Genomic DNA, 15,197 nt, shown 5'->3' on the forward strand with positions numbered 1-15,197 from the left:
CAGGTCATGTAACTTAGAGGTGTCCACTTTCTTGACAGAAGAGCATATTGTAACTGATACTCCGCTGCATCTGACAGGGGGGGCGGGTTTACTAACTTTTTTCAATTGATCTTCTCATAAGGAGCGGTGGGTGGTTCATTATTATGTCACTTTTGTAATTCTCTCGTATGAACGGGTTGCACAATCCTTCTCTAATCGCCTATAGCGATGAAGGAGGTGAAATGCATAAATGCTTACGGCAAGTAACATTAAAACATTAAGAATAATAAATGGATTGCGTCAAGAAGACCTCGCTGATAAAACTGGACTAAGTTTCTCCCTCATCTCGTCAATTGAACGAGGTGTTCGCAGAATCACCCGACAATCTGAAGAACGGATTCGCGCAGCATTAAGCCTGAATGATGAGTTGATTCAGCAAATCAATGATATTGAAGCAGGAATTTGAAGGTAAACTTCTTATCCTGCTTTTTATTTTGCTGTTTTGTATGAATCAATCATACGAAAGGAGTAGGACTTATGAAAAACGCTTATCAAATCGATTGGTTGAACAACCAAGTATATATCGAAGCTTATACGCCCCATCAAGAAGAAGTAAAAGTGATAACAATCAGCCTCGACAAACTTGAAAAGGCGAAACAAGGAAAACTATGGACCCTGAAAAGAAAAGGCAGTTCCTTATATGCACGAAGCATCGTGATTGATGATCAGGGAAATAGAAAGGAAATGTATTTGCACCGTTTCCTTACAAACTGCCCTGACAATCTGGTCGTAGATCACCTCTCAGGTGATACATTAGACAATCGCAATGAAAACCTCCGTATCTGCACAAGGCAGGCCAACAACCAAAATGCAACCATCAGAAAGGACAATAAAACCGGCTGGAAAGGTGTAACCATCAAGAACGGGAAGTTCGTAGCAGCAATACGAGTTAACAAGAAGAAGATCCATTTAGGAACATTCAAAACCCTACAGGAAGCAGTTGGAGCCTATTGGGAAGCAAGTAGGATGTATCACCCGCATATAGACCAAAATGCACTGCCATTCATCTAACCTTTTCGTTTTCAAGAAATAGCAAGGGGTGAATTAATCTAATGCCGCTGACAAAAGGTGTATCTTTAGAAACTGGTCAACTGGGAATTTTACTTCCTCCAGGCGAAGGATACAAAGTAACGAGCCCTGCTCAACGGGAAGCCTATGTAAAACACATATTACCTAAACAAATTCACAAATTCAGGGAAGGACCTAGCTTTACTTTTTTTGATAAAGAAACGATCTCCACAGTTGAAAAGCTGCCCGACAAACATTGCGGATACCTTCTTATCCTCCAAACTTATTTGGATTATGAAAATCGATTGGTTTTAGGGAGAAATAAGAAGCCAATGGATAGAAGGGACATAGCAACCGTTTTAGATATCAAGGAAACTGCATTAAGTGAGTTCCTCAAGGAGATGCTCTATTACCAGATATTGATTGAGGAACCGGAAACAAAAACATTTTCTATCAACCCCCTATATTATTTTAAGGGGGCACTTAACCGACGAAACGCGGTAAAAATATTTTCGGGAGATCTTCGGAAACTATACAAAAATGTAACCGCTAAGGACCTAGGATTTTTATTTCGATTAATTCCCTTCATTCATTTTAGAGATAACATTCTATGTTTGAATCCCGATGAAGTCATGCCTGAAAAAATTGACAGTCTAAACAAGGTTACCTTATCCGAATTAACAGGCATAACTAGAAAAACACTTGATCAGAAAATTAGCCGCCTACGCTTTAGGGAGTATCAAGTTTTTGCAGATGTACATCGAGGAAACCAATACCAGTTGTTTGTAAATCCAATGATTTTTTATCGGCAAAAAGGCTACCCTGATACAACCTTGTTGACGATGTTCTTAGCCAAATAATTTTTAGCGGGGACCGCGCCCCGCACGCGCGTGTGAGGGTTGTCTGAAAAGCGCAGACACCCCTAACAGTTTTGTGAAATAAGCTGCTTGTATTTTACCTGCCCTGTCGGCAAGGCGCCGCCAGCTCGGATTCATAAAACAAAACCTTCCAACTGGGGGCTAACCCCACACACCCCGGGTATAGATATAAGAATAATATTGTCATTTTTTAGACTTAAATGCGTTCAAAGCCTTATCACACAAGGCTTTTTCGTAATAATGAAGACTTCGCAAAATTACACATCAACCCCTGATTTTCTACGCGGAATTACACATTCCTTTCTAAATATCCATAAAGGCAAGTGGGCTATGTTTCTGATATTTCTTCCCGATCTCCTCATCGGTAAAGTCCAGATAAGCCTTTTGTGTTACTTCGAATGATTAATGCCCGAGAATCCTGCAGAGACTGAACCAATCCCCATTGTTGAGGATATAGTACTTTGCGAAATTGTTTCTTAACTGATGAGGATGGATATGGATTCCTACCCGCTCACCCGCTTCACGCAGAGCCCTTTCGTAATTCCGTACCTCTAGTTGAGTTCCCCGAGTTGTTGGGAATAGAAATGGACTATCCGAGTAACGGTCTTTGTGGCGCATCCATTGCTTGATTTCATTTGCTGACTTAAATGAGAAATACACATACCTTTGCTGGCCATTCTTCGGGTTCGTCACCAAAATGCTTTTATGCTTGAAATCAAACGCTTCAGGTTGAAGAGAAAGGCATTCCCCAACGCGCATACCTGTGTCCAGCAGCAGTCTTGTTATGGTGTAGTTGCGATAGCCATGAAAGGTCGTGGTATCAAACTGCCCCAACACTTTCTTGATCTCTTCTGGAGCAAGTGTTTTCTTTACTTTACGCTGAGCTTTTGGATTTTCGATGCTCTCTACAGGGTTTTTGGAGATTTCCCGTTCAACACTATATAGATAGTTAAAAAAAACCTTGATATTTCGGATATAATTCGCAATCGTCGTCATGGAGATCTCTTTTTTATAATCCGTCCGGTGTTCGGGGAAATTCTTCTGTTTACTCTCTTCCACATTCACCACCGTATATTTGCCGCGCGTTCTTAAGTACTTGATGTACTGCCGGATATGGCCGGATTGTACTTTCTTAATGTCTTCGATGTTAAATTCATCTTGCATGTATTTACAAAATAACTTTAAGGTCTGCTCATAGCTTGCCAATGTTTTTCTGGAAAGATTCTTGGATGAACAATAAAGCATGAAGTTGTCGAGATGGAATTCGAAATCAGTCATAAAAAATACCACTCCTTATGGGTTTCCTTGAAACCCGATAAAGAAGCGGTATTTGTTGGCTCATCATTCAGAAGTTTATCGGTATAGAAAAGCCATTTTCGGAAATTAGTCGCCAAACTTGCACTAGCTGGAATCCAATTCCAAATCCCGCTATCCCTTACTATACCTCTATTCTTCCCGCTTTCAGCTCACCTTATGCTCAATCCTCAGCTTATCCGCCACCATAGCGATGAACTCGCTATTGGTCGGCTTGGATTTTGAAATGTTAATCGTATAACCAAAAATAAAGCTGATGCTGTCGATGTTTCCGCGGGTCCAGGCGACCTCGATCGCGTGCCGGATGGCGCGTTCGACGCGGCTCGGCGTCGTTTTGTAGCGCTCGGCGATGGCCGGGTACAGCGATTTTGTGATCGCGCCGAGAATTTCGATGTTGTTGTAGACCATCGTAATGGCTTCGCGTAAGTACTGGTACCCTTTGATATGTGCGGGGACGCCGATTTCGTGAATGATGCTGGTGATGTTCGCGTCCAGGTTTTTGCCTTTGTTCATCGGAACGACGTTCGTTTTCATGGAAGGATGCGACATAACGGCCGAGGAATGAACGGTGCCCACCAGCTGCCGGATACGGTTGGCCAGCACCTCCATATCGAACGGCTTCAGAATATAATACGACGCGCCGAGCTGCACGGCTTTTTGCGTTATATTTTCCTGGCCGAAAGCGGTCAGCATAATGATTTTGGGCTGCGGGTTCAGGTTCATTTCGCGAAGCTGCTCCAGCACCCCCAAGCCGTCCAAGTGCGGCATGATGATGTCCAGAATCAGCACGTCGGGAACCTTCTTGGCCTGCTCCATGTAACGGATCACTTCGTTTCCGTTGTAGGCGGCCCCTACGACCGTCATGTCGTCTTGATCGTTGATGTATTCCGATAAGAGTGCGGTAAACTCCCGGTTGTCGTCTGCCAAAAGCACTTCGATTTTTTGCAACGTCATATCCTCCTCTTCCGAATCAATTCCAATTATTGTTATTCGACATGTGGAGAGCAATTCCTTCTGTCGAAAAAATTTTTTCCGAAGGTTGTAAAAAAACCTTGCTTTCCGTTCGGGAAAACAAGGTTTTAGGTCGTTTTTTCAGCTCGCCTGACGCGGAAGAGCGGATTCGGTCACCCCGGCGTCGCGCAGCATCCACTCGATGTAACAGCCGTACCCTGCGGCCGGGTTGTTGACAAACACATGCGTTACCGCACCGACCAGCTTGCCGTTTTGCACGATCGGGCTGCCGCTCATGCCCTGTACGATTCCGCCTGTACGCTCCAGCAGGCGTTTGTCCGTAATCCGCAGAACCAGGCCCTTGGTAGCGGGAAAATCCTGATGCGCCGTACGCGTAATCTCGATGTCAAACTTTTCGACCTTCTGGCCGCTAACGACGGTATAGATTTGGGCCGGCCCTTCCTTCACTTCGCGGGCGAAGGCAACAGGCAGCGCTTCCCGCGCGAGTCCGTAATCGGGCATTTCGTCCATCTTCCCGAATATCCCGAACGGCGTGTTTTTCTCGATGCTGCCTAGCACCCGGCTTTCCCGGAAAAAGTGAGCGATTTTCTCGCCGGGGTCGCCGGTTTGGCTTTTGGCGATCGAGGTGACGCTGGAATGAAGGATTTCCCCCCCGCCCGCGGGGATGGGCATTTGCGTGTCCATATCGGTAATAATATGACCGAGGGCGCCATATGTCTTGCGGTCCGGCGAATAAAAGGTCAGGGTGCCCACGCCCGCCGCCGAATCGCGGATGTACAGCCCGAGCCGGTAGGACCGGTCCAGGACGTCATAGACCGGCTTCAGCTTCAGCTTAATCTGCTTGCCGGCGCGTACCACGGTCAGGTTAATCGCCCGGTTCTCGCGTCCGGCCTTTTCGGCAAAAGCGCCGACACGGGCGACCTCTTTCACCGGTTCTCCGTCCATGCGGACGATCAGGTCACCGACCTGGAGGTGCGCGTCTTCTCCCGGAGAGACCTTCAGCTTGTTTCCGGTGCTGATCTGGTGATGGCCGACGACCAGCACCCCGGCGGATTTCAGCTTGACGCCGATCGTTTGCCCGCCCGGAATGACCTTCAGCTCGGGCATGACGCGGACCTGAACGGTTTTGGCCGGAAGCGCCCCAACCTTGACGGAAAGCTCGGTTTGCCCGGCGGAGGCCGGGGCGACCTGCATCGGATGTTTTAAATCGACTTGGGAAAAATAACGAAAGAAGCCGTTGATGTGGACGATAGCGGGGTCTTTCACGGTCACCCGGGCCGTAACCGGGAGCGAAAGATTCACGCGGGCGGGCTGCCCGCCAAACAGCTCAAGGCGTTCGGGCATAAGCGCGAAGCAAGACAATGGCGGAGTAAACGCCAAAATGGCGATCAAGAGGGCTGCTCCAATCCATTTCCACCTCTTGCGGCTGCCGAAGTTCAAACGGACCACGCTCCCTTTTAGTCAGACTGTCCGACGAACGATTCACGTCATCAGCGTAACTATAAGTTAACCTTGGCCCGTTGCTTTTATTACTGAAAATGATGCCGGGAAAGCCGCGTCATTCCTCGACTTTTTGCCCCTTACCCGGCAGATTTTTTATAAGCCGCCATGTCAATCATTTCCTTGGCATGCCGTTTGGTCGTCTCCGTAACCTCGACTCCGCCGAGCATCCGGGCGAGCTCCATTATGCGCCCCGCCTCGTCCAAATGATGGACGCGGGTATACGTACGCTCGCCTTCCACTCCTTTTTGAATCAGGTAGTGCGCGTCCGCCATGCAGGCAACCTGCGGAAGATGGGTTATGGAGAACACCTGGCATTCGCGGGACAGAATAGACAGCTTCTCGGCAATCGCCTGCGCGGCGCGGCCGCTGACGCCGGTATCCACCTCGTCAAACACGAGCACGGGAATGCGGTCGACTTTGGCGAAAATGGTTTTAAGTGCGAGCATAATCCGGGAAAGCTCGCCGCCTGACGCAATCCGGCTCAACCCGCGCAGTGGCTCGCCGGGGTTGGCGGAAATGAGAAACTCTACAGCGTCGGCCCCCGTTGAGGTCAGCTTGACGCGATGCCCGTCCAGCTCCGGTCCTTCCGGGTCGTCGAGCGGTTCAATCCGGACGGCGAAACGGGTCCGCTCCATCTGCAGATCCCGCAGCTCCCGCTCAATCGCAGAGGACAAGCGGTCTCCCGCCGCTTTGCGGCTGGCGCCAAGCGCCGCGGCCAGGCGGATCAGCTTCGCCTGCTCTCCGGCCAGCTCCGCTTCCAGCTTGCGGATGATCTCGTCTTTGTTCTCGATCATGGAAAGCTCTCGTTCGATCTTCTCCAGATAAGCAAGAATGTCTTCTACGGAGTCTCCATATTTGCGGCGCAGAGTGGCAATCGTGTCCAGCCGCTCCTCGATGTCATTCAGGCGTTCGGGGTTGAACTCGATCTGATCGCGGTAATCGCGCAGCTGAAAAGCGGCGTCCTCCAGCTGATAATAAGCGGTCTGGATCTGCTCCGAGAGCGGGCCCAGGACAGCGGGATCCAGGCCGACGATGTCCTGAAGCTTTTGCATTGCTTTGCCCGCGGCAGAAAGACCTTTGTCGTTATACAGCATATCGTAGGAATCGCTCACCGCCGCAAACAGCTTCTCCGCCCCGGCCAGCTTGCGCTTCTCCTCCTGAAGGGTTTCCGCTTCACCGGGCTTCAGCTTGGCCGCGCTGATTTCCTCCACCTGGAACCGGTACAGGTCCTGCATCTGGAGCCCCTGCTTCCCGCTTTCCTGCAGCTCGCGCAACTGCTTCCGAAGCCTGGTATAGACGCGGTAAGATTCGCCGTACGCCTTCAAAGCCGACTCCACTTCCGGGCCGCCGAACAAGTCCAGCCAATGAATATGCCCTTCCGGACGCAAAAGCGACTGATGCTCATGCTGCCCATGAATGTTGACAAGCCAGTCCCCGGCTTCCTTCAGCATGGACTGGTTGACCAATCGGCCGTTGATGCGGGCCGTGCTCTTTCCGGTCGCCGTAATGTCCCGGCGGATCATAATCGATTCGCTGCGGTCCGCTTCGACGCCAAGCTGCTCCAGAACGGCCCAGACCGGATGGCCTTCCGGCACGTCGAACATCGCTTCGATTTCGGCCTTGTCGCTGCCATGGCGGACCAGATCCGAAGAGGCGCGCCCTCCCGCGATCAAGCCGAGGGCGTCGATGATAATGGATTTTCCCGCGCCCGTCTCCCCTGTCAAAACCTGAAAGCCGCGTTCAAAGGAAAGCTGGACCGACTCGATCACAGCCAAGTTGCGAATATGGAGTTCCGTCAGCATGAAATCACCCCAGCAAGCTCATAATCTCGTTAACAAAGGTTTGGCTGCGCTCTTTTGTGCGGCAAATAATCAGAATGGTGTCATCTCCGCAGATCGTGCCCATGACGTCTTCCCATTCAAGTACATCGATTAAAGCGCCGATTGCGTTTGCGGTGCCCGGCATGCTTTTCATCACCACCAGATTTTCCGTGAAATCGATGCTGATAAACTGGTCCGAGAGCGCCCGGCGAAGCCGCTGAATCGGGTTAAACCGCTGGTCCGCCGGAACGGCGTACTTGTACCGTCCGTCCGCCGTTGGGGTTTTGATCAGATGCATTTCCTTGATGTCCCGGGATACCGTGGCTTGCGTCACGGTAAAACCGGCGCTGCGAAGCGCTTCGACCAGCTCGTCCTGCGTTTCTATTTCCCTGGAAGATAAGATTTCCTTAATTTTCAGGTGACGCTGACCTTTCATGGTCCGCTCCTTTCCTTTGTTACCGTTAGTCGCCAATCTCGAATTCCACTTTGCGGATGCGATGCGCCGCGGGAGATACCACCAGGATGCCGGCCGCCTCTTCGTACAAAAGGGCATAAACCAGCAGACGGTCCCGCAGCCCGCTGCCTGTCCATTCCAGCGGCATCCGTTCCTTTTCCACCTTCACCAAATACAGCTCGTCGTCCTTCCGGGCAAAATGGTCCACAAACAGCCGGCTTTCCAGGTCCTCTCCGCCTTCTTCGGCTCCCCCGTCCACCAGAATGGATATCGGTATTTTCCGCTTGAGGGTCATCACCTGATACCCCGCAGTCTCCAGAAGAGCAACCGCTTCCGTAACCGGAATCTCCGGGTCCACTTCGTAAGAAGGCGGAGGCTCGGGGGGAGAAAGCCACCAATTGCGCACAACCCGAACCAGCCAGATCGTGAGCACGATCAGAAGGAGCGCGAGGACGATTCCCGCTTCGCTTTTCATTCCATCACCCGTTTACCCATTCGCCTTGAAGGCATCCATTTCCTTCCTGGCCGGCATTTAAGCACACCGCCCGATTCCGAAAACGGTCAGGAAGAAAAAGCGGCGCCGGCGGAAGCCACCACTTCGGCGATCCGGTCCTCCATGTCCTTTTCCTTCCACTCTACCGGTGCCTCTACGAGCCGCCAATGGGCCAAAAACTCGATGTTGCCTTCGCCGCCGGTAATCGGGGAAAACGTCAGCCCTTCCAGCCGAAATCCGGCTTCTGCGGCAAACCGGAGGACCGTTGAAAGGACCTCCCGGTGCACCGCCGGTTCCCGGACGACGCCGGATTTCCCCACTTTCTCGCGTCCGGCTTCAAACTGCGGTTTGATCAGCGCCACGGTGCTTCCGCCCGGCTGCAGAATTCCGGCCAGTGCGGGCAGAATCAGCTTCAGCGAAATGAACGAGACGTCGATTGTGGCGAAATCCGGCGTTTTTCCCGTAAGGTCGTCGCGGGTTAAATAACGGAAATTGGTGCGTTCCATTACGCATACCCGGGGATCGCTGCGGAGCGACCAATCCAGCTGATTATAACCCACGTCGACGGCATAGACCGACTCCGCGCCGTTCTTCAGCGCGCAATCGGTAAAGCCTCCGGTGGAAGCGCCGATGTCGAGCATGACTGCACCCGACACGTCCAGGCCGAATTCCCGCAGCGCTTTCTCCAGCTTCAGCCCTCCGCGGCTAACATAGGGGTGCGGCGCTCCCTTGACGGTAAATTCCGTGGAACGCGGAACCTTCGTCCCCGCCTTCTCCAAACGTTCCCCGCCAGCAAAAACAAGGCCTGCCATAACGGCGGCCTTCGCTTTTTCCCTGCTTTCGTAAAATCCCTGCTCCACGAGCAGGACATCAATCCGTTCTTTGTCGCTCAAGCTTTTGTCTCCTTTTGGAAAAAGTGCCGGCGCCCGGCCCGACGGAATATGTCACGCGCGGCGGCGGGCGGAACGCGGCAAAAACTTCTGGCATTCGGCGGCCAGGTTCTCCGCAGTCAGGCCGGTTTCGGCACGCTGCTCCTTAATGGACCCCTGCTCCACAAAATAGTCCGGAACGGCCAGGGACTTCACGTGCATGCCGTAAATCCCTTTGTCCGCGTAATATTCGAGCACGGCGCTGCCGAAGCCGCCCATGCGGGCTCCTTCTTCCACCGTCACAATGGAGTACCGCCCCTTTGCCAGCTGATCGAGCATTTCGGTGTCCAGCGGCTTGATGAAGCGGGCGTTGATCACCTTCAGCTGGATGCCCTGCGGACGCAGCAAGTCCGCCGCTTCCTCGGCGATTTCCACCATCGGGCCAACCGCCAGGACAGCGATGCGCTCCCCTTCGCGGACGGTGTCCCACTTGCCGATCGGGATTGGCGTAATCTCCGTCTCCGGCTTCACACCCCTCCCGTTGACGCGGGGATAACGGTAAGCGATCGGGCCTTCGTTGTATTCGAGTGCCGTCAGCATCATCCGCCGCAGCTCGTTCTCGTCCTTGGGCATCATGACCACAAGATTCGGAATGCTCCGCAGAAAGGCGATGTCGTATACCCCTTGATGGGTTTCCCCATCCGGCCCGACAAAGCCCGCCCGGTCGATCGCAAACGCAACGTTCAGGTTCTGACGGCAAATGTCGTGAACCACCTGATCGTAGGCGCGCTGGAGGAACGTGGAATAAACGGCGTAAACCGGCTTGAGACCTTCCTGGGCCAAAGCCGCGCACAGGGTCGCCGCGTGCTGCTCGGCGATGCCGACATCGATCATCCGGCCCGGAAACGCCTCGGCAAACTTCATCAGGCCCGAACCGCCGGGCATCGCCGGCGTAACCGCCACAACGCGTTCATCGCGGCCCGCCAGCTCGATCAGCATGTTTCCGAACACTTCCGTATACATCGGCGCGCCGACCGCCTTGATCATCTGGCCCGATTCAATCTTGTAAGGGCTCGCGCCGTGCCACGCATAGGAATCGGCCTCTGCGTGGGTATAGCCTTTGCCCTTCAGCGTAATGACATGAATGAGCGTCGGGCCGTTTACCTTGTCCGCCTGCTTGAGCGTATCCAGCAGCTGAGGGATGTTGTGGCCGTCCACCGGTCCGAAATAGGTAAAGCCAAGCTCTTCAAAAAGCACCCCGGGCACCAGAAAATACTTCATGCTGTCCTTCAGCCGTTCCGCCGTTTTGGCCAACGTCCCTCCGACAGCCGGTATTTTCTTCAGGATGCTTTCGATGTCTTCCTTCGCTTTCTTGTAATGCCGGTCCGCGCGGATTTTGTTCAGATAGTTGTGCATCGCGCCCACATTCGGAGCGATGGACATTTCATTGTCATTGAGAATAACGGTCAGCTTCTTCCGCTCGTGGCCGATGTGATTCAGCGCTTCAAACGCCATGCCGCCGGTAAGCGCCCCGTCGCCGATAATCGCTGCGACGTTGTTGGTCCCGCCGGCAAAATCGCGGGCCATCGCCATCCCCATGGCAGCGGACAACGAGGTGCTGCTGTGCCCCGCCTCCCAGACATCATGCTCGCTCTCCGCGCGTTTGATAAACCCGCACAGGCCGTTTTGCTTGCGCAGGGTGTCAAAGCGGTCTTTGCGGCCGGTAAGGATTTTATGCACGTAGGACTGGTGGCCGACATCGAAAATAATCTTGTCCTCGGGACTGTTGTAAAAGTAATGGAGCGCCAAAGTAAGCTCCACCACGCCCAGATTCGAAGACAAGTGGCCGCCCGTTACGGACAGCTTTTCGATCAGGAACTCCCGGATGTCCTGCGCCAAAATATCCAATTCCGCCACCGAAAGAGCTTTAAGATCATGAGGCCGATTGATTCGTTCGAGCACGCTTGCTTCCCCGCTTCCCGTCTCTCGACTTGTTGATGGACCCGGATTTCTTCTTGGGCGTGAAGATTCGGATGTGGAACTGCTTTTCCAGATAATAAAAGGCTTTGCCGATCCATAAAACAATGGATGTGGAATGATGGATGGAGTACGACTTGCCCAGCGCCTTGCCGCCGACCGTCAGAGCCGACACGCAGGCGGTAAAAAGAATGCTGACCGCCGTATGGCGCAGATCGCCGGAGCTTCCGACAAGCTTGATCACTACGGCCGCAGTTGCCGCACCGCTGATGACGCTTGCCACGTCACCTACAACGTCGTTGCAGAAATTGGAAAACCGGTCGGCGTTGCGGACGATGTAAATCGCTTGCCGCGAGCCAGGCACCTTCTCGGAGGCCATTCCGTGAAACGGAGTTTCCGTCGCCGCCGCTGTCGCCAGCCCCATGATGTCGAACACAATCCCGACAAGCACGATCCCGAGCACGACTACCATCCCGACGGCCCATGTGACGCCTTCCATCAGGGCCGTCGAAGCTACCGTTACGGTGCAGGCCAGGAGGAAGGTGAGCACGGATATAAAAATACTCCATCGAATGGAGTGTTTGAAAGAAAATCGCATTCGTTTCGTCCTTTTTCGGAAAGAATAAGTGGCAGCCTCCCGAGTAAACGCTGTGGCTTAGGTCCAGTAGGTTTTCCCAAACGGTCTCCCCGACGTCACCGTCAAGGCGGTTTCCCTTTATGTCCGTTTTGTTGCCGTCGCCGGTCATCAGACTGGATTGCCGTTTAGCCCACACTATAATCCCCGGGAAACCTCGCGCCGGAACAGTCTAGGGGTTTTCCCCGGCAATTCTGAACCGTTTCTTAGCCTCTTTTGCAGATCCGATTTCAGGCGGCAACCGGATTGTCCGCTCCATTGGCCGATGGAACAGACTCCTCATCCGCCATCCCCTCGGCATCCGCTCAAGGCAGGCTACGCTGCACGCAAACCAGTGGGAACGGCTTCTCGCCCGAACCACCGGCCCGCTATTGCAGGTTCATACCCCAAGCCGTATCCTCACCTGGCGTCGCCGTCCGGCGAGAGTCAGTGGCAGACACGCACTTGGGCCTCCGCGGAAGCAGGGTCAACGCCCACATGCCATTGTGGATCGCCCTGCGACCTTAACTCCCAGCATCAACCCCCAACTGGGCGTTGAGAGCCAACACCAGGAACTTCATCGATGTGCCCTTTGGCGAATTTTTAGGCCCGCCCTCAGAAACGGTGAATTGACTAGAATACTGCGCCACTTCCATAAGTGCACACCCCATTATATCATACCCGCGGAAAGGTTCTCAATGTATGGCGAAACTTGTGAAAAGGCCGGTCTTTTTGTCTTGGCCCGGTGACAGGGCTATAATAGGAACAATAAAAAACAACGGATGTGAAGGCTGCTTGGAAACGTTTGTCGCGATTCTCGTTTTGCTCGTCCTGATCGGAGTCTCCAACATCATCAACCGGTTTCTCCCCTTTATTCCCGTGCCTTTGATCCAAATCGCCCTGGGCCTTGCCGCCGCGCTCGTTCCGCACGGAATCCATCTGCCGCTCGAGCCGGAACTCTTTTTTGTGCTGTTCATCGCGCCGCTCCTGTTCAATGACGGCAAAAGAACCCCCCGTCATGAGCTGTGGAACCTGCGCGCGCCGATTCTGATGCTGGCGCTCGGGCTCGTCTTCGTCACGGTGGGGGCGCTCGGCGCCGCGATTCACGCGATGATTCCGGCCATCGCTCTTCCGGCCGCGTTTGCCCTCGCCGCCATATTGTCGCCCACCGATGCCGTCGCGGTAAGCTCCATTGCCAGCCGGGTGCATTTGCCCGGACGGATTCACCGCATTCTGGAAGGCGAATCCTTGATGAATGACGCCTCCGGACTGGTGGCGTTCCGGTTTGCCATTGCCGCCGCGGTCACCGGCACCTTTTCGCTTGGCAAAGCCGCCGTCAGCTTTGTCGTCATCGCCGCCGGCGGGCTGCTGGCGGGAGCGCTGCTCGCCTTTCTGATTTTGCGGCTCGCCGCCTTTATCCGCCGGCTCGGCATGGAGGACGTCACCGTCCACGTCCTGATCCAATTGCTGACGCCGTTTTTCATCTATCTGATCGCGGAGGAAATCGGCGTCTCCGGGATTCTGGCCGTCGTGGCCGGAGGCATCGTGCACGCCGTGGAGCGGGACCGCTCCGACGCGCCGCAGCACAAGCTGCAGATTGTCTCCGCCAGCACATGGTCCATGCTGCTGTTTGTGCTGAACGGCCTCGTGTTTGTGCTGCTCGGTCTTTCGCTTCCCGATGCGACACGGTCGATTATCGAGAACGAAAACATCAGCAATCTGCAGGTGATCGGGTATGCGGCCGCCATAACGGCGCTATTGATCGCCCTGCGCTTTCTGTGGATCCTGTTGTTTACCCGGCTGCGCAAGAAAAACGCCGAGCCGGTTCCGGTCAAATCCGTGCTGCTGACCTCTTTATCCGGCGTCCGCGGCGCTGTGACGCTGGCAGGCGCATTTTCCATCCCTCTGACGCTTGCGGACGGCTCGCCGTTTCCCGAGCGGGACCTGATGATTTTTCTGGCGGCCGGCGTCATCCTGTTCTCGCTTGTGATCGCCAGTGTGCTGCTGCCGCTATTCGCCGACAAGAAACCGGCGGCGGCGGAAAGCGGCTCCGCTCTGAGCGAATCCGCTGCCAAGGCCAAGATTCTGGCGGCCGGCGTTCTGCTTCTGCGCTCCGGCGGCGCGGAGGGGAATCGCGAGGCGGCCGAAACCGCCGCGGCCGAGATCGAAGCCGCCACAAGCCGGCTGCCGGCGCTCCGCACCGGCCGAAGCGAAGAGGAAAAGGCGGAGGCCTTGCGGGTGCGCCGGATCGCCTGGGACGCGGAGCGCAAAGCGCTGCGACGGCTGTGCGAGTGCGGGCAGGCAAGCCCGGAAACCGCCGAGCGGCTGAACATGCTGCTGGATCACGCGGAGGCGCTCGCCGCCCGCCGCTTCGATTCGCATCTGCATGCCTCGGCGGTCGAGCTCGGCCGCATGATGAGCGGCTTGTTTGCAACGCTGACCGAGCAGAGCGCCGAGCAGGACAGGCAGGCTTCGATCCGCGAAGCGGGAGACGTAAAGCGGCGGATGGCTCAAGCGGCGCTGGAGGCTTTGCAGCATCAGGCCGCGGGCGAGGAAGAACGCGGCGCGTTTCAGGAAGAGCTGGCCAAAGCGATCCGAAGCTACCGGCTGCTGACAGAAAAGCTGGATCGGTCCAAAAACGCCGACTGGGAAGACGGCCATAAATTCGACCTGAAGCTTCAGGCGCTGCAGGAGCAGCGGGATACCGTCCAGCGGATGTTTGAAAGCGGAGAGGTCGACCGCTGGATGGCGGCCCGGCTGCGCCGGTTCGTTGACGATCTGGAGCTGTCCATCTTGGATCAGCCCTAAGCTTCAAGGCGCGGCCTTTCAGCACTCACTCTGAAATTCTGCCCGATGACAGCCCCGCTGCGCCGGTTCGTCGACAATCTGGAGCTGTCTATCTTGGATCAGCCCTAAGGTTTAAGGCGCGGTCTTTCAGCACTCACTCTGAAATTCTGCCCGATGGCTTGTCAATGTCCCTCTCTCCCATACAGGCGGAAACGGTTGATCTATCTCGTTGCCGCCCGGCCCTCTGAATACCATGCGGCCAAACTCGTATCGCACCCGGCCTTCTGGCCTCCTCTTTTTCTACTCTAAAAAGAAGGCAAACCACCTAGTTTCATATCTATAACAGCAGGATGGGCCAGTACGGAGAGCTAACGGTTGTGACAGGGCTTATTTGGCGAAAAACCTTCGGTTTTATTTTCTACCCATGAAATAACGCAACTTTATTTTCATTTTCTGTGGTGCCCGCCAGG

At 54.3% G+C, this 15,197-nt stretch carries 12 protein-coding genes and 1 pseudogene; 4 read left to right on the plus strand and 9 right to left on the minus strand.

Going from position 1 to position 15,197, the window contains the following annotated elements; genetic code table 11:
* The first annotated feature begins 229 nt into the window (after window positions 1–229).
* The 3 genes from AC6I6H_RS21705 to AC6I6H_RS21715 all read left to right on the plus strand — a co-directional run bounded on the left by AC6I6H_RS21705 (window position 230) and on the right by AC6I6H_RS21715 (window position 1,907).
* On the plus strand, window positions 230–445 hold the full coding sequence (locus tag AC6I6H_RS21705; protein ID WP_497956582.1) for a helix-turn-helix domain-containing protein: 216 nt from the start codon (window positions 230–232) through the stop codon (window positions 443–445).
* A gap of 71 nt (window positions 446–516) precedes the next feature.
* Window positions 517–1,050: an HNH endonuclease gene (locus tag AC6I6H_RS21710; protein ID WP_497956583.1), complete on the plus strand. Its 534-nt coding sequence runs from the start codon at window positions 517–519 to the stop codon at window positions 1,048–1,050.
* A gap of 41 nt (window positions 1,051–1,091) precedes the next feature.
* Window positions 1,092–1,907 carry a hypothetical protein gene (locus tag AC6I6H_RS21715; protein ID WP_497956584.1) on the plus strand — a complete coding sequence of 272 codons (816 nt, stop codon included), beginning with the start codon at window positions 1,092–1,094 and terminating at the stop codon, window positions 1,905–1,907.
* A 321-nt stretch (window positions 1,908–2,228) separates the two neighbouring features.
* On the opposite strand, the pseudogene AC6I6H_RS21720 reads toward AC6I6H_RS21715, so the two are convergent.
* The 9 genes and pseudogenes from AC6I6H_RS21720 to AC6I6H_RS21760 all read right to left on the minus strand — a co-directional run bounded on the left by AC6I6H_RS21720 (window position 2,229) and on the right by AC6I6H_RS21760 (window position 11,877).
* Window positions 2,229–3,203: pseudogene (locus AC6I6H_RS21720) on the minus strand (tyrosine-type recombinase/integrase).
* Window positions 3,204–3,386: 183 nt separating this feature from the next.
* Entirely contained in the window at window positions 3,387–4,187 is an 801-nt protein-coding gene (gene spo0A, locus AC6I6H_RS21725) for a sporulation transcription factor Spo0A (RefSeq protein WP_497956585.1), read from the minus strand.
* A gap of 144 nt (window positions 4,188–4,331) precedes the next feature.
* Entirely contained in the window at window positions 4,332–5,603 is a 1,272-nt protein-coding gene (gene spoIVB, locus AC6I6H_RS21730) for a SpoIVB peptidase (RefSeq protein WP_497956586.1), read from the minus strand.
* Window positions 5,604–5,791: 188 nt separating this feature from the next.
* Window positions 5,792–7,516 carry a DNA repair protein RecN gene (gene recN, locus AC6I6H_RS21735; protein ID WP_497956587.1) on the minus strand — a complete coding sequence of 575 codons (1,725 nt, stop codon included), beginning with the start codon at window positions 7,514–7,516 and terminating at the stop codon, window positions 5,792–5,794.
* Between the two features lie 4 nt (window positions 7,517–7,520).
* A complete protein-coding gene (ahrC, locus tag AC6I6H_RS21740; RefSeq protein WP_497956589.1) occupies window positions 7,521–7,970 on the minus strand; it encodes a transcriptional regulator AhrC/ArgR in 450 nt (149 codons plus the stop codon).
* Window positions 7,971–7,995: 25 nt separating this feature from the next.
* On the minus strand, window positions 7,996–8,463 hold the full coding sequence (locus tag AC6I6H_RS21745) for a hypothetical protein (protein WP_497956591.1): 468 nt from the start codon (window positions 8,461–8,463) through the stop codon (window positions 7,996–7,998).
* 86 nt (window positions 8,464–8,549) lie between these two features.
* Window positions 8,550–9,374, minus strand: coding sequence for a TlyA family RNA methyltransferase (locus tag AC6I6H_RS21750; RefSeq protein ID WP_497956593.1), 825 nt, complete (start codon window positions 9,372–9,374; stop codon window positions 8,550–8,552).
* A 51-nt stretch (window positions 9,375–9,425) separates the two neighbouring features.
* Complete coding sequence (gene dxs, locus AC6I6H_RS21755) at window positions 9,426–11,312, minus strand: 1-deoxy-D-xylulose-5-phosphate synthase (RefSeq protein ID WP_497956595.1); 1,887 nt, start codon at window positions 11,310–11,312, stop codon at window positions 9,426–9,428.
* A complete protein-coding gene (locus AC6I6H_RS21760) occupies window positions 11,284–11,877 on the minus strand; it encodes a hypothetical protein (protein ID WP_497956597.1) in 594 nt (197 codons plus the stop codon). Before AC6I6H_RS21760 ends, dxs begins: the two co-directional genes overlap by 29 nt.
* An 858-nt stretch (window positions 11,878–12,735) precedes the next feature.
* Between AC6I6H_RS21760 and AC6I6H_RS21765 the strand changes: the two genes are divergently transcribed.
* The gene (locus tag AC6I6H_RS21765) at window positions 12,736–14,748 is read left to right on the plus strand and encodes a Na+/H+ antiporter (protein ID WP_497956599.1); all 2,013 of its coding nucleotides are present in this window, start codon (window positions 12,736–12,738) and stop codon (window positions 14,746–14,748) included.
* Window positions 14,749–15,197 lie beyond the last annotated feature (449 nt).

Source organism: Gorillibacterium sp. sgz306347, assembly GCF_059735245.1.